Annotated in this window: 17 protein-coding genes; 9 read left to right on the top strand and 8 right to left on the bottom strand. The window is 63.5% G+C overall.

Annotated features, from left to right (window positions below; translation table 11 throughout):
* The first annotated feature begins 171 nt into the window (after positions 1-171).
* Positions 172-528 carry a response regulator gene (locus K289_RS0111040; RefSeq protein WP_027551568.1) on the top strand — a complete coding sequence of 119 codons (357 nt, stop codon included), beginning with the start codon at positions 172-174 and terminating at the stop codon, positions 526-528.
* A gap of 30 nt (positions 529-558) precedes the next feature.
* On the opposite strand, the gene K289_RS0111035 is transcribed toward K289_RS0111040, so the two are convergent.
* From K289_RS0111035 to K289_RS0111020, 3 genes are all read right to left on the bottom strand, one after another.
* Entirely contained in the window at positions 559-942 is a 384-nt protein-coding gene (locus tag K289_RS0111035; RefSeq protein WP_035684438.1) for a response regulator, read from the bottom strand.
* A 587-nt stretch (positions 943-1,529) separates the two neighbouring features.
* Complete coding sequence (locus K289_RS0111030; RefSeq protein ID WP_245283889.1) at positions 1,530-1,694, bottom strand: hypothetical protein; 165 nt, start codon at positions 1,692-1,694, stop codon at positions 1,530-1,532.
* Positions 1,695-2,297: 603 nt separating this feature from the next.
* Positions 2,298-2,573, bottom strand: a complete 276-nt coding sequence (locus K289_RS0111020) for a DUF3303 domain-containing protein (RefSeq protein ID WP_018319867.1) — start codon at positions 2,571-2,573, stop codon at positions 2,298-2,300.
* Positions 2,574-3,069: 496 nt separating this feature from the next.
* Here K289_RS0111020 and K289_RS0111015 point away from each other — a divergent pair, with 496 nt between their 5' ends.
* Both K289_RS0111015 and K289_RS44200 read left to right on the top strand, forming a co-directional pair.
* Complete coding sequence (locus tag K289_RS0111015; protein ID WP_027551565.1) at positions 3,070-3,546, top strand: hypothetical protein; 477 nt, start codon at positions 3,070-3,072, stop codon at positions 3,544-3,546.
* 533 nt (positions 3,547-4,079) lie between these two features.
* On the top strand, positions 4,080-4,619 hold the full coding sequence (locus K289_RS44200; protein WP_035684434.1) for a hypothetical protein: 540 nt from the start codon (positions 4,080-4,082) through the stop codon (positions 4,617-4,619).
* A gap of 327 nt (positions 4,620-4,946) precedes the next feature.
* On the opposite strand, the gene K289_RS0111010 is transcribed toward K289_RS44200, so the two are convergent.
* Positions 4,947-6,122, bottom strand: coding sequence for a patatin-like phospholipase family protein (locus tag K289_RS0111010; protein WP_027551564.1), 1,176 nt, complete (start codon positions 6,120-6,122; stop codon positions 4,947-4,949).
* Positions 6,123-6,397: 275 nt separating this feature from the next.
* Here K289_RS0111010 and K289_RS0111000 point away from each other — a divergent pair, with 275 nt between their 5' ends.
* The 3 genes from K289_RS0111000 to K289_RS0110990 all read left to right on the top strand — a co-directional run bounded on the left by K289_RS0111000 (position 6,398) and on the right by K289_RS0110990 (position 9,736).
* Positions 6,398-7,180, top strand: coding sequence for an acetoacetate decarboxylase (locus K289_RS0111000; RefSeq protein WP_027551563.1), 783 nt, complete (start codon positions 6,398-6,400; stop codon positions 7,178-7,180).
* 113 nt (positions 7,181-7,293) lie between these two features.
* On the top strand, positions 7,294-8,310 hold the full coding sequence (locus K289_RS0110995) for a transporter (RefSeq protein WP_027551562.1): 1,017 nt from the start codon (positions 7,294-7,296) through the stop codon (positions 8,308-8,310).
* Positions 8,311-8,395: 85 nt separating this feature from the next.
* A complete protein-coding gene (locus tag K289_RS0110990; RefSeq protein ID WP_156917910.1) occupies positions 8,396-9,736 on the top strand; it encodes a carbohydrate porin in 1,341 nt (446 codons plus the stop codon).
* A 29-nt stretch (positions 9,737-9,765) separates the two neighbouring features.
* Here the strand turns inward: K289_RS0110990 and K289_RS0110985 are convergent, their stop codons facing one another.
* The 3 genes from K289_RS0110985 to K289_RS0110975 form a co-directional block, all read right to left on the bottom strand.
* Positions 9,766-11,061: an MFS transporter gene (locus tag K289_RS0110985; protein ID WP_027551560.1), complete on the bottom strand. Its 1,296-nt coding sequence runs from the start codon at positions 11,059-11,061 to the stop codon at positions 9,766-9,768.
* A gap of 115 nt (positions 11,062-11,176) precedes the next feature.
* A complete protein-coding gene (locus K289_RS0110980; RefSeq protein WP_027551559.1) occupies positions 11,177-12,373 on the bottom strand; it encodes an acetyl-CoA C-acyltransferase in 1,197 nt (398 codons plus the stop codon).
* Positions 12,374-12,637: 264 nt separating this feature from the next.
* Entirely contained in the window at positions 12,638-13,408 is a 771-nt protein-coding gene (locus tag K289_RS0110975) for an enoyl-CoA hydratase (RefSeq protein ID WP_027551558.1), read from the bottom strand.
* A gap of 149 nt (positions 13,409-13,557) precedes the next feature.
* On the opposite strand from K289_RS0110975, the gene K289_RS0110970 reads away from it, so the two are divergent.
* Complete coding sequence (locus K289_RS0110970; RefSeq protein WP_027551557.1) at positions 13,558-14,097, top strand: PaaI family thioesterase; 540 nt, start codon at positions 13,558-13,560, stop codon at positions 14,095-14,097.
* Positions 14,098-14,154: 57 nt separating this feature from the next.
* The gene (locus K289_RS0110965) at positions 14,155-14,784 is read left to right on the top strand and encodes a TetR/AcrR family transcriptional regulator (protein WP_027551556.1); all 630 of its coding nucleotides are present in this window, start codon (positions 14,155-14,157) and stop codon (positions 14,782-14,784) included.
* A gap of 111 nt (positions 14,785-14,895) precedes the next feature.
* Here K289_RS0110965 and K289_RS0110960 read toward each other — a convergent pair whose 3' ends face one another.
* Positions 14,896-15,804: a LysR family transcriptional regulator gene (locus K289_RS0110960; protein ID WP_027551555.1), complete on the bottom strand. Its 909-nt coding sequence runs from the start codon at positions 15,802-15,804 to the stop codon at positions 14,896-14,898.
* A 100-nt stretch (positions 15,805-15,904) separates the two neighbouring features.
* On the opposite strand from K289_RS0110960, the gene K289_RS0110955 reads away from it, so the two are divergent.
* On the top strand, positions 15,905-17,401 hold the full coding sequence (locus tag K289_RS0110955) for a CoA-acylating methylmalonate-semialdehyde dehydrogenase (protein ID WP_027551554.1): 1,497 nt from the start codon (positions 15,905-15,907) through the stop codon (positions 17,399-17,401).
* Position 17,402: the final 1 nt, after the last annotated feature.

Here is a 17,402-nt window from a genome sequence, read left to right as displayed (position 1 = left end):
GGGAGTCGTGGCTTTCCCGACGAGTCCATCCGGTGATCGGCAGGACAGAAGCGCGGTGCCAAATCTTGATGGCCCCGCGGAACAAAGGCGTTCCGCCCACTTTTCTACATTTCGTGTGAGAGAGCGGCGGCGAAGGCAGCCTAACCGCCCAAAGGGAGGCAAGAGCGAGCAATGAGCAAGGCATCCGTCATCCTTGTCGAGGACGAGGCGCTCATTCGATTGATGCTTATCGACATGATTGAAGAGCTCGGGCATCGCGTCATTGCGGTTGCAGGAGATGTCAGCGATGGCCGCGCACTCGCCCAGGAAGAGGAGTATGATCTCGCGATCCTCGACATCAATCTGCACGGGTTCGACGTGCAGCCGGTCGCGGAGGCTGTCGTGGCACGTGGTCTTCCCTTGCTTTTCGTCACGGGCTACGGCCCTGCCGGGGTTCCCGCAACGCTTCGCGAACGCCCGGTGCTCACGAAGCCATGTCTGGCAAGAGAGCTGGGATCAGCGATCAATGTTGTTCTGTCTCAACCATAGTGCTCGGGAGATGATGCGGCAGATCCCGCGTCAGTCCGACGAAGCCAGATGAAGGAGTTGAGACAGCGCAGCAACAAGCTGCGCTGGTGCAAACGGCTTCGTCAGCAGAATGCTGTTCGGGACGCCTTCGTGTGCCCACTCGTCGGCCGCTGCGCCCGTCATATAGACGATCGGGAATGAAGGATCGATTTGCCTGACCAGGCGCGCAATGTCCCAGCCCCTCATCTGTCCTCTGAGGACAACGTCGGTCACGAGCGCGGAATACACGACCACCCCGCTGTCGATCATCGTCACCGCTTCGTGGCTGGAAGCGACAGCCGTCAAGTCGAAGCCGCCCTCCTTGAGGGCGTCATGAACAATGTCTTGTAGCAACTCTTCGTCCTCGACCACGAGAACGACAGGAAGATTGTGCACCTTCCCCCTCCGCAGAATTCGCGCCAGCGGCGGCACAATGCGTGTGAGACAGAAAAGTTCAAAAGTGAACGCTCAGCGGCATCGGAAGAATGCCAGCCGGGCCCCGTCGTGCGGCTTTGCACGACGGGCGCCGCGCGGGAGGCGTCGCCAAAGCCGAGTTCCGAAATGATGCCTGGGAAACTCTGGCGCGGGGAAGTTATTTGGTCGTCAGGGACGGGCTTTGTGGGCGTGAGGAAACGAGTATGAGAGTAGACCCGGAAGAGCTAGTTGAGCTCACAAACCATGGTTCGATGAAGTTACGTTGTGCGGTTGCTCGCGCGATGCTGCTGCTTCCGACAGAGCGACGTAAAGCCACGATCGTCCGGCAGGGCGAGCCATCGGTCCTCAAGTTCAAGGTCATCAAGGATCTTTCGAATGTGTTCTCCCGCTTGCGGCGCCCGAAGCCGGCAAAGCGTTGTGCGCCTGAACGTTCGAAATCCCATCCTCTATCTCGGTCGAAAAATCGAAAAACGTTGCCACGGTCGAGAGCTGCTTAGCCAAAGGCTGGGCGGGTTATCGTTGCGTCGGAGTGCGAAGGCCGGATCCGACTAGCGCCACTCGTTCTCGGGCAGAGTCCCGGGCGGCGGTTGGAGCTGTTCCAGTCCGTCCTCGATCACTTGCAGGTCCTCGCGCACGATGTCGAGAGCCATGCGCGGATCGATGCTGGATGTGGACTGCAGGTTTCCAAGCAACTGGCGCCGAAGGTCTTGCATGTCTTCCAGTGCTCGCCGGTTCCTCAAACGTACATATGCAGAAACGATCGATTCAATGCTTGACGGCAATGGTCGCTCCTAAAATATGATTAATTCTTGAAATGAACCCCACGGTAGTTCATCTGAGCTAACAATCAAAATGAACTCGCTAGCGGTTTTCGGCAGTAGCCAGCGCGCTGATTCGGGCGGCCGGATGCACGTCTGATCGACAGCTCCAGCCATTGAAAATGCTTCTCAACCGAAGAGAGCGGCGGCCAAGCCGCCAGTATCACAAGGGCGCCTTGCAGATTTGTGACAGAGGGCAGGGTCGCCTCGATCGGAAGGATTGCCCTTAACCATTCGAGCAGAAACCATCTGAAGGCGCATCTGTTATCGCTGATAGCGCATTCAGAGTGTTTTACGCATGCATCGCCTCTATCTTGCCGTCGTCTTCCTCGCTGTCACCGGTATCGTGTTCGGATCACTGGTTGCACTCGAGAGAATGATTAGCGGGTGATGTCGACGGGCTCGCCAGCCTGCGGAGGCAGATCGAAGCTGAGCTTCGAGGCGAAGCTCAGCAGGCCTGCCATTGCCGCCGATCCCGGCGGCAATGACGTGAGAAGATCAACGCTTGGGTAGCGAGGCCATCACTTCGCCGGCGTCTCCATCCTCGAGGCAGGGCGTGACGGTCAACGGGAGCAGGTCGGACCATTGTGCGAGCCAACGATACATGGCTTTCGGATCGCTCGATTCCGAGATCGCAAATCCCTGTCCGTTCATGCCGTGCCAGCGACCCAGCATCTTGACGCCTTCGGGTGGTGCGCCGCCGGTTTCGAGAAAGCGGGCGACGGCTGCATTGAAGGTGCCTTGAGGTACGCTCCATGTGGTTATGAATTTCATGCGATTCTCCCATAATCTGGAATTATTGGATGAACGCTGCGGCTGCGCCGCTTGCGCACGATAGTGCCTGCGTATCGAATGACAACGGCGAATAAGAGGTGCGCTCGTTTGATTCATCGTGCCGCTCGCAAGCGGTCGCGATCATCAAGCTCTCGCGCAAAAGCGGGCGTTCGACCGGACCCGCATGACTTGGAAGTGCCAGCGTCGGAAATGCCTTACTGAGAACGAGCGTCAGCTTTGATCACATCGCGCTTCGCCGGCAAGGGGCGCCCGAGGGCCGTCTCGGTGGCGTCGGCTGACAACTTCGCCCGATCGAACCCTGAACCTTTTCTCCATCGTTTAGACTCATAGTTGCGTCCCAGCCATGCCGAGTACCGATTAGTTTCAGCCGCTAGCTGGGCGCTGAGCGCTCCTTGTCGTGCCGCAGCGCACAAGCTGGGGCATGAGGTAGCGCTGTGCATCCCACGATTGATCTCACAAAGCGCAGGAGGAACCTATGCGGAAGTCTCTCGCTCTTTTTCTTTCTGGCATGGCAGTCGTCGTTGCAGCGTCAACCGCCGTAGCCGGTGAGCAGGTGCTCGAGTTCAAGCTCGTCACCAAGCCGATCGATGTCAAGGTAATGGAGGCGGCGAATATCGAGGGACAGACGGTCGTGTCCGGCAAATTTTTCGGCGTTGCTGTCTTCAAGGACGGCCGTATCGGGGTGAAAGAGTTCGTCAATACCTCGGACCTGCTCAAAGGTTCGGGTCCGTTCTTCGGCTATAGCACCTATACGTTCGAGGACGGTTCGATAACCGCGCGCTACACCGGCTCGGCGAAAGACGGCAAGTCACAGGGCGAATACACGATCCTTTCCGGCACTGGTGTCTATGCGAACGCTACGGGCACGGGAACTATCGAAAGTGCGCCGAACCCGTTCAAGGGCGTCAATCTCCTGAATATAAAGCTGGTCGTCAAAACGCCCGGCACTTAGCGGCGTAACGCCAGAAAAACCGTGCACGTCGCAGCGTGAGCGTTGGTCCGGCGGGTGACACGTTGCGGTGCCGGGCCAGCTCGACATGAGCGGCTGGATCGCGGGTCGGATCATGGCTTCCGACCGGTTGACTGAACGGCGTCAGAGGTTTGCCTCGGGTCAAGATGCGACCTGGCGGGAGGGCAGCTATTGGCGTCGCAAAGCGGACATCCAGCGGGACCCGTTCTGTCATCGCGGCGGGATTGCGCGTTGTGCCTCACTCGACCACCTCGTCAGCGCGGGCGAGTTGCGTTGCTGGAATGACAAGACCAAGTGTCTTTGCGGTCCTCAGGTTGACGCCGAGTTCGAACCTCACTGGTTGCTCGACGGGGAGGTCGGATGTTTTTGCACCATTGAGAAGCCTTGCAACGTAGCCGGCCGATCAACACGACACGCAGATGCAGCCATTTTCGGCCGTGCTTTAGGCCCATTTCAGCCAAACTGTTATCGGTTTCTCTGGCCCCGGGGCAGGAGCTTCAATTCGGAGTCCTGCAATGTTCAAGCAAGTTCTTTCGGCGTGTCTGTTCTTTACCGTTAGCTCTATTGCCTCCGAGGCACGGCCCTACCGCATTTCGCAAGCACGCGAATGCAATGTGACCATGCCTTGCGACTTCTCGTACTCGCAAACGCGCCGCGAACGGGTGTCGAGACTACAAGCGTACCGTTCGCAGCAATTGACAGTGACCGACGCGGGCAACGCCGCCACGGTGGTGAATGTCTCTGGCAGTCGTGTCGTCGGCGGCCGGCCGTCCGGATGCCCTTCATCCTTCTGCGGCTGCGGCGCGGCTATCCGTGTGTTTGGTCATATCGTGCCGGAATTGAATCTCGCGTCCAACTGGCTGCGTTTTCCCCGGACATCGCCCGCACCGGGAATGGTTGCCGCCCGACGCGGCCACGTCTTCGTCCTGGAGCAGCACCTCGGAGGCGACATGTGGATGGCGTATGACGCCAACTCAGGCGGACACGCAACGCGAATGCACGCGCGTTCATTGCGGGGCTATACGGTCGTCAACCCGCGCGGCTCGGTGAGCTGAGGAAAACAGCCGGCGTCAATGTCGAGGTGTGCGCCACTCCGCAAAGCGCCCGCTGACGGGCAGGGCATGGGGCGTCTTGCGGAGTTCGCAATGATAACGTGATGCCGGTGTTTTGCCCGACGTGTCAATTGATTTTGCGGATGCGCGAGGCGACCGCCGCCCGCCACCGGCTACTTTGCATGGGGTTGTTTTCGAGATTTTTGTTGCGCGCGGCTGACGGGTAGCGCTCGCCCGTACTCCGTCGTCATGCCCGGGCTTGTCCCGGGCATCCACGTGCTTCAGCATGTGTGGCGTCACGTGGATGGCCGGGTCAAGTGGTGACGCAGCCTACGCGCTCTCCGTCTCGCGGTGCACGTCGTGCACGACGAGGCCCATGCCTTCCTCGGGCATCTTGATCCAATCGCGGCGCTTCAGGGTGCGCTTGGTGTCCTCGTAGCCGCTCGACCAGTGCTCGCGCATCGAGGTGCCCGAGAACTCGTGGTCCTTGGCGTCGCCCTCATAGGCCTTCTGCTGGTAGATCAGGTGCAGGATCGCGATCTCCGGCATGTTGCGCAGGCTCGTCTTGAGCTTCCGGTCGTCCTCGGACAATTGCTCGTCCGGGATCTTCGACAGCGCCTTGTAGAGCAGGACCTTGAGGTTATGTGTCCGGCGATAGACGTCGGTGTTGTGGCGCGTTCGCGAGGAATACATGATGTCCTTGTGGCGGGCCATCACGTCCTGGATCGAGCGCGGCAGCACGCCACGCGCGCTGAACAGGTCGACCTGGAACACCAGCGAGTTGAGCGCGTCCTCCTGGTCGAGCAGGTGCTGCAGCGGCGTGTTGGAGACGATGCCGCCGTCCCAGAAGTGATCGGTGCCGATCCGTACCATCGGCAGCGCCGGCGGCAGCGCGCCGGAGGCCATGATGTGCTCCGGCTCGATCTCGTCATGGGCGTTGTCGAAATAGATGAAGTTGCCGGACAGCACGTTCACCGCGCCGACCGCGAAGCGGACCTTCTTCTCGTTGATGAGGTCGAAGTCGACGAGCTCGCGCAAGCTGTCGCGCAAGGGCTTGGTGTCGTAATAGCTGGTCGCGGTTCTGGCGCCGACCGGGCTGAACCAGGGATTGACCTGATGCGGGGTGAAGAAGCCCGGCTGGCCCATGGCCGACGTCATCCAGGCGCTGTAGAAGTTGCGCCACTGGCGGAAGACGTCGCCGTCGGGCGTGTAGTGCCAGATCTTGCGGTTGGTGATGCGCTCCCAGAAGATGCGGAGCGCATCAAGCCGCTTCTCCGGCCTATTGCCGGCGATGATGGCGGAGTTGATCGCGCCGATCGAGACGCCGCAGACCCAGTCCGGCTCGATGCCGGCCTCGTGCAGCGCCTGATAGACGCCGGCCTGGTAGGCGCCGAGCGCGCCGCCGCCCTGCAGCACCAGCGCGACGCGGTCGCAGCGCTCGGGCCGCCAGCCCCGCGAGGGAGGCTGATGTGTCTGATATGTCGGTTGCGACGTCCTGGCGTCCATGGCCGATTGCCTCCTGCCAGGCATGATCCGGAAAAGTGCGCAGCGGTTTTCCGACGAGAACATGCCTCTACAACAAGCCGAAACGATTGCGCCCGGCGGTGACGGCCTGATGACAATTGTGGCGCCGATGCATCGTGGGCATGCAGGTCAGCGCCGCTGGCATGACGGCTAGGTCACGCGCCTGACGGAAATCCATCACATCGCAGTCAATGACGAGGGCTAGCAATTTGCGCTAAGCTCGTCGCCGCCGGACGAACATCACACAGGAGACCGCGATGCGCAGGGAAGACGTTCTGAGACTCCCGTCCATGCCGGCTGCCGGACCGAGCTATCCGGCTGGTCCCTATCGCTTCATCAATCGCGAATTCCTCGTCATCACCTACGAGACCGACCCGGATCTGATCCGCGCCGGGCTGCCTGAGCCGCTGGAGCCGATCGACCAGCCGATCGTGCATTACGAATGGATCAGGATGCCGGACTCGTCCGGCTTCGGCAGCTACACCGAATCCGGTCTCGTGATCCCTGCGCGCCTCAACGGCGAGGAGGTCAACTTCGTCTCGCAGATGTATCTGGACGACGATCCGCCGATCGCGGCGGGCCGCGAGATCTGGGGCTTTCCCAAGAAGTACGCCCATCCAAAACTCGAGATCGTCAAGGACACGCTGACGGGCACGCTCGAATATGCCGGCCAGCTCGTTGCGATGGGCACGATGGGCTACAAGCATGAGAGCATGGCCGGCAACGGCGAACTCACACGCGCCACGCTGTCGAAGACGCAAGTCAATCTGAAGATGATTCCCGGCGTCGATGGCCGCCTCGAGGTCTGCCAGCTCGTCGCGATCAACCTCACGGACATCGTGCCGAAGGGGTCGTGGATGGGGCCCGGCCGCCTGCATCTGGTGCCGCACGTCAACGCGCCGGTTGCCGATTTCCCGGTCCGCCGCGTCGTCGGCGCGCATCACTACATCGCCGACCTGACGCTGCCGTTCGGCCGCGTCGTGCACGACTACGTCAAGGAAGCCGAGGCCGCGGCTGCGACGGGGCTGGCCGCGGAATAGGGCAGACCACCATCATCAAGCTGTAACAGAAGCGTAATTCAGTACCCGCGAGAGGTCCGGGGGAGGCGCCAACTGCCCCCCCGGATATGGGCTGCATCGACGTGGGGGTGAGTATGGCTGAGCCGGCAAAGCTTGTCAGCGCGATGTCTGAAGCCGAGCCTGCCATTCCCGGTCTGGTGTGGGCGTTTCGGCTGCACAGCGACGGCAGCGCCGAGGCGTTGCCGATCGACCAGCCGATCGAGCTCAGCCATGACGGCAGGCTCTGGCTCCATTTCAACCTGACCGATGCGCGCGTGCGGCCGTGGATCGCGGCCTCACAGCTGCCGCCACTCGCGCGCGAGCTGCTGCTCTCCAACGACACGTTCCAGCAGCTCCACGTCATCGACCACTGTGTCTACGGCGTGTTCTCCGACCTCGTGCGCGACATCGAAGCCGCGACGGAGGAGACCGCATTCCTGCGCTTTGCCATGACCGAGCGGCTTCTGGTCAGCGGCCGCCATCAGGCGCTGTGCTCGGCCGATGCGACGCGCCGCGTGCTCGAGGGCGGCTATCGCGTCGAGAACGTCGCCCATCTCCTTGAGAAGATCGTCGACGAGGTCGCCGACACGCTGGACCGGATGGCCGACAAGCTCGGGCAGGAGATCGACGGCATTGAGGAGCGGATCCTGGCTGACGACGCCAAGCCCGAGATGCGCCGCAACCTCGGCCGGCTGCGCCGCACCTGCGTCAGGCTACATCGCCAGCTCACGGGATTGCGTGTGCTGTTTCACCGCCTCGACCAGAAGAACACCGATCACCTGACGCCGAGCCTGCGGATTCAGGCCGGCAAGCTCGCGCAGCGGCTCGACGGACTCGATCACGACATCGTCGAGCTGCGCGAGCGCAGCCGCCTGCTCGAGGAGGAGCTTCGCTTCAAGAACGAGGAAGAGAGCAACCGCCACCTCCACACGCTCTCCATCGTGACGACACTGCTGCTGCCGCCGACCTTGATCACCGGAATCTTCGGCATGAACACCAAGGGCCTGCCGCTCACCGATGTCGACGAGGGGTTTCTCTGGGCCGCGGCTCTGATGGTCGGCTCGATCGGTGCGGCCTATCTGTTCATGCGGCGCACGGGCATTTTCAAATAGCGCACGCGAACCGGTATCGGCCGTGAGTGGGACTGCCCATAGAACTCAGTCGCGGAGCGCGGTCGCAATTGCGGTGGCGTGCACGATGGCGAGCACGAGCGCATTCGCTGGCGCCAAGGATGAAAGCGCGGCCGAGTGGCTGTCCCCAAAATGGTTCAACGAATGGCATGACGGGCTCGCCAATAAGGGCCTGAATTTCGGCGCGACCTTCATCGCCGACAATATCGGCAACGTGTCGGGCGGGGTCGGGCGCGGTGCGATCCATTTCGGCCGCCTCGATATCTCCGTCGACGCCGATCTCGACAAGCTTGTCGGCTGGACCGGTGGCCGCTTCTACGCCAACGCCTTCGAGATCTACGGGCGCGGGCTGACGCGCAACTACATCTTCAACCTCGCCACCATCAGCGAGATCGAGGCGCTGCCCGACCAGCGTCTCTACAATGCCTATTTCGAGCAGAGCTTTTTCAATGGGGCGCTGAATATCAGGGCCGGCCAGCAGGCGGCGGATGTCGAGTTCTTCGACAGCGAGACCGACGACCTCTTCATTAACGGCACGTTCGGCTGGCCTGCCATCAAGGCCTCCAACCTTCCGGCCGGCGGCCCGGCGCCGCCGATCGCGGTGCCCGGCATTCGCGTCAAGGCCGCGGTCTCGGACAAGATCACCCTCTTTGGCGCGGTGTTCAACGGCGACCCCTCGGGGCCAGGCGAGGGCGATCCGCAGATGCGCGACCATCACGGCCTCGCGTTTCGCGTCAATGATCCGCCCTGGCTCATCGGGCAGGTTCACTTCGACTACGATCTCGACATTGGCGGCCGTTCGCTGGCCGGCAACTTCACACCCGGCGCCTGGAAGCACTATGGCGACTTCAACAGCCAGCGCTTCACGGCGGAGGGCCTGTCGATTGCCGATCCCGACGGCACCGGCATTCCAGCCAAGCTTCGCGGCAACTACGGAATCTACGCGGTCATCGAGCAGGTGCTGTATCGACCGCCGGGGACGACCGACAATACCACTTCGGCCTCGATACCAGGCGTCACCGCCTTCGGCCGCATTGCCTACAGCCCACCGGACCGCAACCTGATCGACCTTTATCTCGACGGCGGCATCGGCTTCGTCGGCTTCACGCCCGGCCGTGCGCTCGATCGCTTCGGCGTGGCGATGGCCTACATGCGGATCTCGAACACCGCCCGCAACCTCGACCTCGATACTCGGTTCTACACCGGTACCCAGAGTCCGATACGAAGCAACGAGATCCTGATCGAGATGATCTACGAAGCGCACATCAAGCCGGGCTGGCTGATCGCGCCTTACTTCCAGTACGTGTTCCGACCCTCCGGCGGCATCCCGAATCCGAACGATCCGACCGGCATCTCGCGGATCGGCGACGCCGCGGTGTTCGGCGTGACCACCACGATCAGGTATTAGGCCGGCGCGCGCCGGCCTGATACGCGCCCTCAGGCCATCGCGGGCTTCGGCTTCGGGCTCGGTTGGTGTGAGAGCGCCAGCACGATCAGCGATGCGAACACGCAGAGCGCGCCAGCGACGAAGAAGGCGGGCAGATAGCTCGCCAGCAGTGTCCTCGACAGGCCCGCTCCGAACGCGGCCGTGCCGGCGCCGAGCTGGTGGCCGGCAAAGATCCAGCCGAACACCAGGTTGGCGCGCTCAGGGCCAAACTTCTGCGCGGTGAGCCGCACCGTCGGCGGCACCGTCGCAATCCAGTCGAGCCCGTAGAACATCGCAAACAGCGACAGTCCGTAGAACGAGAAATCGCTGAACGGCAGGAAGATCAGCGAGAGCCCGCGCAGGCCGTAGTACCAGAACAGGAGCCAGCGATTGTCGTAGCGGTCCGACAGCCAGCCCGACATGATGGTGCCGAAGAAATCGAAGATGCCCATGGCCGCGAGCAGGCTCGCCGCCTGCACCTGCGGGATACCGAAATCGAGGCACATCGGGATCAGGTGCACCTGGACGAGGCCGTTGGTGGAGGCGCCGCAGACGAAGAAGGTCGCAAACAGGATCCAGAACGCGCTCGACTTCGAGGCGTCGCGGAGCGTGCCGAGCGCAACGCCTGTGATCGAGCCGTGGTTGACGGGCGGTGCGGGCAGGGGCTCGGTGCCTTCATCGCCGAATGGACGCAGGCCGAGGTCGCTCGGCCGGTCGCGCATCGCGAGCGCGACGGCCAGCGCCGAGACGCCGAGCATGATGCAGACGAAGCCGAGCGCTAGGCGCCAGCCGAAGCGGTCTGTGAGGCTCGCGAGCAGCGGCAGGAACACGAGCTGACCGGTAGCGACGCTCGCGGTCATGATGCCCACGACGAGACCGCGACGTGCCGCGAACCAGCGCGTGGCGATGGTCGCGCCCAGCACCAGCGCGGTCATGCCGGTGCCGATCCCGATCACGACGCCCCACAGCAGCACGAGCTGCCAGACCTCGGTCATGCCGAGCGAAGCCACCAGCGCGGAGACGACGATGAGCTGCGCGGCCAGCGTGACGTTGCGCAGACCGTAGCGGTTGAGGAGCGCCGCGGCGAACGGCGCCATCAGCCCGAACAGGATGAAGCGGATCGACAGCGCCGAGGAGATCTGCGCGGTGCTCCAGCCGAACTCCTTCTGGAGCGGCACGATGAACACGCCGGGCGCGCCGACGGTGCCGGCGCTGATCAGCGCGGCGAGGAAGGTCACGCCGACCATCACCCAGCCGTAGTGGATATTGCGGCGGCCGAGTGCTGCCGCGAGCCAGTTTGAAATCATTGCCCCTCAATCGTGGTTGGCGGGCATAGCGAGACCCGCGTCATCGTTGCAATCTGGCACAGGACTCGAAAGTCTAAAATGCCAGACTTCCCTCGTTTTCGGACGTTTCGTCCGGTCAGCGCGCGATCCGTTCCACGGCGATCGCTGTTGCCTCGCCGCCGCCGATGCAGAGTGCCGCGACGCCGCGCTTGAGGTTCTGTGCCTCCAGCGCATGCAGCAGCGTCACGATCAGCCGCGCGCCGGTCGCGCCGATGGGATGGCCGAGCGCGCAGGCGCCGCCATTGATGTTCAGCTTGTCGCGGGGAATGCCGAGGTCACGTTGTGCCGCCATCGCCACCACGGCGAAGGCTTCGTTGATCTCGAACAGGTCGACGTCGCCGGCGTTCCAGCCGATCTTGTCGAGCAGCTTACGGATTGCCGGGATCGGTGCCGTGGTGAACCATTGCGGCTCCTGGCTGTGGGTGGCGTGGCCCTTGATCTCGGCCAGCGCCGGAAGGCCGGCCCGATCGGCGATCGAGCGCTTCGTCAGCACGAGCGCGGCAGCGCCGTCGGCATTGGCGGAGGAGGCCGCCGGCGTGATGGTGCCGTTGGCGCGGAACGCCGGCTTCAGCCCCGGGATTTTTGCCGGATCAACCTTCAGCGGATGTTCGTCATTGGCGATGATGCGCGGGCCGGCCTTCTCGGTGAGCGTGATCGGCGCAATCTCGGACTTGAAGGCGCCGCCCTCGACCGCCTTGCGCGCGCGGCTCAGCGTCTCCATCGCATAGGCGTCCTGGTCCTTCCGGGTGAACTGGTAGGCTTCGGCCGTCGCCTCGCCGAAATCGCCCATGGAGCGGCCGGTCTCGTAGGCATCCTCGAGCCCGTCCATCATCATGTGGTCGATGATGCGGTCGTGGCCCGCGCGATAGCCGCCGCGCGCCTTCGCCAGCAGATAGGGTGCATTGCTCATGCTCTCCATGCCGCCGGAGACGACGATGTCGGCCGAGCCGGCGCGGATGATGTCATGAGCCAGCATGGTCGCCTTCATGCCGGAGCCGCAGACCTTGTTGACGGTGGTCGCGCCGGTGGCGTCGGGGAGGCCAGCAGCGCGCGCCGCCTGGCGCGCCGGCGCCTGACCCTGGCCGGCCGGCAGCACGCAACCCATGAAGACCTCGTCGACCTTCTCGGGTGCAAGCTTGGCGCGCTCCAGCGCCGCGCCGATCACGTGCGACCCAAGCTTGTGCGCGGCCAGCGGCGACAGCTCGCCCATGAAACGGCCAAGCGGGGTGCGGGCGGCGGAGACGATGACGACGGGATCGGCGGCTTCGGCCATGACGGGCTCCCTGAGATGACGAGTCATTAGGATTATGATCATCATATGATGCGGCGCGGGAAATGCAACCTCGGCTCGGATGAGAATTTGTCGTGGATCGGATGAGCTTTGCTCGTTCGATCGGAGGAGCTTCTGACACGCAGCCGCTCGCCCATACGCCTCTGTCATCGCGATCCAGTATTCCAGAGGCAGTACACGGATACGGAGAAGCCGCGGCGTACTGGATGCCCCGCCTTCGCGGGGCATGACATCGTCTTTGGGGGCTTACCGCTTCCGATTCACAAACGCCTGCATCAGCCGGGTCGGCTCGTCGGTCAGGAACGACTCGCCGAACACCTTGACGCTGAGGTTCACAGACTCCGTCAGCGGCAGTTCTTCCCACTGCCGCAGCAACGCCTTCTGCGACCGCAGCGCTTCAGGGCCGCATTCAAGCAGGCTCTTGATTGTGTGCTCGACCGCGGCATCGAGTTCGCCCGGCGCGGCGACCTTGTCCACCAATCCCCAGGCGAGCGCCGTCGGCGCGTCGATGTTTTCGGCCGTCATCACCAGCCAGCGCGCGCGGGCCCAGCCGATCAGGCGCGGCAAAAGCGCGGCATGGATCACCGAAGGAATGCCGACGCGGACCTCCGGCATGCCGAAATGCGCATCATGGGCCGCGATCCGGAAATCGCAGGCGGCGGCGACTTCAAGTCCGCCGCCGAGGCACCAGCCCGGCATGCGCGCGATCACGGGGGTCGGGAAGGCGCGCACGGCTTCGCAGAGATCGCGCAGGCGGCTGATGAAGGCTTCGGCCGATGTCTGGTCGAGCTTCGCCATCTCCTTGATGTCGGCGCCGCCGATCATGCTCTTCTCGCTCTGGCCGCGCAGCACGACCACGCGAATGCTGCGATCGGCCGCCAACTGCTGCAGGCCTTCGCGGACCGCATCGGTCACCGGCGAGCCGAGGATGTTGAGAGAGCCGGCGTTGCAGATCGCAACATGAACGACGCCGCGCGCATCGCGCGTCACGCCGCAGTGATGATTGAGCATTTCCATGGCGGGATCTCTAAGTTTCGTGGACGTGCGCGGGCGCACGGGTCGGGATCACTTCCGGGCCGAAACGCTCTGCTTGTCAAGCGGCGAGGAGAGGTTGCCAGCGCGAAGTCCGTGGCATAGTATGACATACATCATATAAAGAGGCCGCCATGACCGACATCGATCAGCTCGACCTGTTTTCGCCAGCGCGCCGGCGCGAGCGCGTGGTGGACTGGCAGGTGCCGGCACCGGTTGCGAAGGCGGCCATGGGCTTCTCCGGCATGGACGCCATGCTCGGCATTCGCGACGGCCGCCTGCCGCCGCCACCCTTCGCCAAGCTGATCGGCTTCACCATGGCCGTGGTGGAGCCGAGGCGGATCGTGATGGAACTGGAGCCGCGCGAGGACCTCGAGAATACCATTGGCCTCCTGCACGGCGCGACAGCGGCGGCGCTGCTCGACACCGCCATGGGGTGTGCGATCTCGACCCGGCTGGAGGCCGGGCAGGGGTCCGTCACGCTCGATCTGAAGCTGACCTTCCTGCGGCCGCTGTCGGTACGCTCGGGGCTGATCTCGGCCGAAGGCAAGGTGATCAAGCTGGGACGCCGGACCAGCTACACCGAGGGCTTCGTCCGTGACGGAAAAGGGGCCCTAGCGGTGCATGCAACTGCAACCTTTTCCATGATCGGCAACGACTTAACTGCGAATTAATGCGCACTCGGCCATTCCCGTGCTATTAAATGACTTCCGACATCCAATGAGATCCGCATGCGCTACTCCAGGGAACACAAGCAGGAAACCCACGACCGCATCGTGAAGAAGGCCTCCGTGCGGCTGCGCGAAAAGGGCGCTCACGGCATCGGCGTCGCCGACCTCATGAAGGAGGCCGGGCTGACCCATGGCGGCTTCTATGCCCACTTCGATTCCCGCGAGGCGCTGGTGATGGAGGCCTTTGCCTATGCCATGGATCGCTCGATGGAGCACTGGCGCAAGATCACCGACGAGGCCGCTCCCGAAAAGCGGCTGGCACTGATCGCGGACGCCTATCTCTCCGCGCTCCATCGCGACAATCCCGGTCACGGCTGCTCGATCCCCTCGCTCGGCGCCGAGATCGCCCGCGAGAGCCCGAAGACCCGCAAGGCTTTTGCCGGCAAGCTCGACGAGATGATCGAGATGATGACCGATTTCATCCCCAACATGCCGCGCAAGGCGGCACGCAAGCAGGCGATCGCGACGCTCGCGACCATGGCTGGCACCATGCTGCTGGCGCGCATTGCCGGTTCCAGCGAGCTGTCGGACGAGGTGCTGAAGGCGGGCAAGGACGGCGCCCTCGACGGCGCGCGCCGCGAGCCGGCGAAGCCCGCCGCGGCGAGGAAGCCGCGCGAGAAGCAGAATTAGGCGGGATGCCGTAGGGTGGGTTTGCCGAAGGCGTAACCCATCCCTTCTCTCGACGCGTGGAGAGCAAAGAGGTGGGTTACGCTACGCTAACCCACCCTACGGAGTCCCAACTCACCGCCCCGCAAACAGCGCCCGCTCGCGCTCCACGATCTCGCTGATGTAATCCGCCACCGCGCGGATGCGCGCGAGATCCTTGCTGTCGGCGTGCATCAGCATCCAGAAGGTTCGGGTGATCGAGACTTCGTCCCGCAGCACCGGGACGAGCTGCGGATATTCGCTCGCCATGAAATGCGGCAGCACGGCGATGCCGAAGCCGGCCAGCGTGGCGTTGAGCTGCGCGATCAGATTGGCGCTGCGCAAGCGCGCCGAAAGGCGCGGCGCCACCTGCGGCAGATAGTCCAGCTCCGGCGTGAACAGCAGTTCCTCGATATAGCCGACGAAGCGGTGCTGCGGCAGCGCCTCGCGCGAGGCGATCTTGGGGTGGCGGTCGAGATAGGCGGGTGCGGCATAAAGCCCGAGGCGGTAGTCCAGGAGCTTGCGGCCGACGATCCGGCCCTCGTTCGGCATGGTCAGGCTGATGGCGATGTCGGCTTCGCGCTTGGAGAGGCTGAACAGCCGCGCGGTTGCCACAAGTTGCAGGTCGAGATCGGGGTAGCGATCGGCAAAGGCCACGAGCCGCGGTGCCAGGAAGGCGGTGCCGAAGCCATCGGGGGCGCCGATCCGCACCGTGCCGGTCAGCCGCGCCACGGAGCCGCCGACCTGCTCCTGGCTGGCGACGATGGTCGATTCCATCGCCTCGGCGCTGTCGGCGACGCGCTGGCCAGCCTCGGTGAGGAGATAGCCGGTCTTGCGCCGGTCAAACAGCTTTGCCGAGAGGTGCCGTTCCAGCCGGTCGACGCGCCGGATCACCGTGGCATGGTCGACGCCGAGCTGCTTGGCCGCAGCCGAGACCGAGCCACCGCGCACGATGGCCAGCACGAAACGAAAATCATCCCAGTCGATCGCGCCTTGATCCAGCATTTTCGCACATCTATGGTGCAATATCTCAGACTTGAATCCTATAAAATGCAGGTCAATAGGATTTGTCAAAGCGATCTAACCCGTTCCGTGGGAGGAATTCATGCGCGCAGTCGGACATTTCATCGGTGGCAAGGAAGTGAAGGGGACCTCGGGCCGCACCGCCGACGTCTTCGAACCGATGACCGGTGACGTCCAGGCCAAGGTGGCGCTGGCGTCCAAGGCTGAAGTCCGCGCCGCCGTCGAAAACGCGCGTGCCGCGCAGCCGGAGTGGGCCGCGACCAATCCGCAGCGCCGCGCGCGGGTGATGACGAAATTCGTTGAGCTGGTGCAGCGCGACTACGACAAGCTCGCCGAGCTTCTGGCGCGCGAGCACGGCAAGACCGTTCCCGACGCCAAGGGCGACATCCAGCGCGGCCTCGAAGTCGCGGAATTCGCCTGCGGTATTCCGCACCTGATGAAGGGCGAGTACACCGAAGGCGCCGGCCCCGGGATCGACATCTATTCCCTGCGCCAGCCCCTCGGCGTCGTCGCCGGCATCACGCCGTTCAATTTCCCGGCGATGATCCCGATGTGGAAGTTCGCCCCCGCGATCGCCTGCGGTAATGCCTTCATCCTGAAGCCGTCCGAGCGCGACCCCGGGGTGCCGATGAAGCTCGCCGAGCTGATGATCGAGGCGGGCCTGCCGGCCGGCATTCTCAACGTCGTCAACGGCGACAAGGAAGCTGTCGACGCCATCCTCGACGATCCCGACATCAAGGCCGTGGGTTTCGTCGGCTCCACGCCGATCGCGCAGTACATCTACGAGCGCGCCGCGCAGACCGGCAAGCGCTGCCAGTGCTTCGGCGGCGCCAAAAACCACGCCATCATCATGCCCGATGCCGACATGGACCAGGCCGTCGACGCGCTGATCGGCGCGGGCTACGGCTCGGCCGGCGAGCGCTGCATGGCCGTCTCGGTCGCCGTTCCCGTCGGCAAGACCACTGCCGACCGCCTGATGGAAAAGCTGATTCCGCGCGTCGAGTCGCTCAAGATCGGCACCTCGATCGATCCGTCGGCCGATTACGGCCCGCTGGTGACGCGCGAGGCGGTCGAGAAGGTCAAGAGCTACATCGACATCGGCCTCAAGGAAGGCGCGACTCTCGCGGTCGACGGTCGCGGCTTCAAGATGCAGGGCTATGAGAAGGGTTTCTATCTCGGCGGTTCGCTGTTCGACAACGTCACCAAGGACATGCGGATCTACAAGGAAGAGATCTTCGGCCCCGTGCTCTCGGTCGTGCGTGCGCACGACTACAAGGAAGCGCTGGCGCTGCCGTCGGATCATGACTACGGCAACGGCGTTGCGATCTTCACCCGCGACGGCGATGCCGCGCGCGACTTCGCGGCCAAGGTGAATGTCGGCATGGTCGGCATCAACGTGCCGATCCCGGTGCCGATCGCCTATTACACCTTCGGTGGCTGGAAGAAGTCGGGCTTCGGCGATCTCAACCAGCACGGCCCGGACTCGATCCGCTTCTATACCAAGACCAAGACGGTGACCTCGCGCTGGCCGTCCGGAGTCAAGGAAGGTGCGGAGTTCTCGATCCCGACGATGAAGTAAA

This window comes from Bradyrhizobium sp. Cp5.3 (assembly GCF_000426265.1).
Lineage (GTDB): Bacteria > Pseudomonadota > Alphaproteobacteria > Rhizobiales > Xanthobacteraceae > Bradyrhizobium > Bradyrhizobium neotropicale.
The sequence above is the reverse complement of the archived record's forward strand: the minus strand, read 5'-3'. Positions and strand labels throughout refer to the sequence as shown.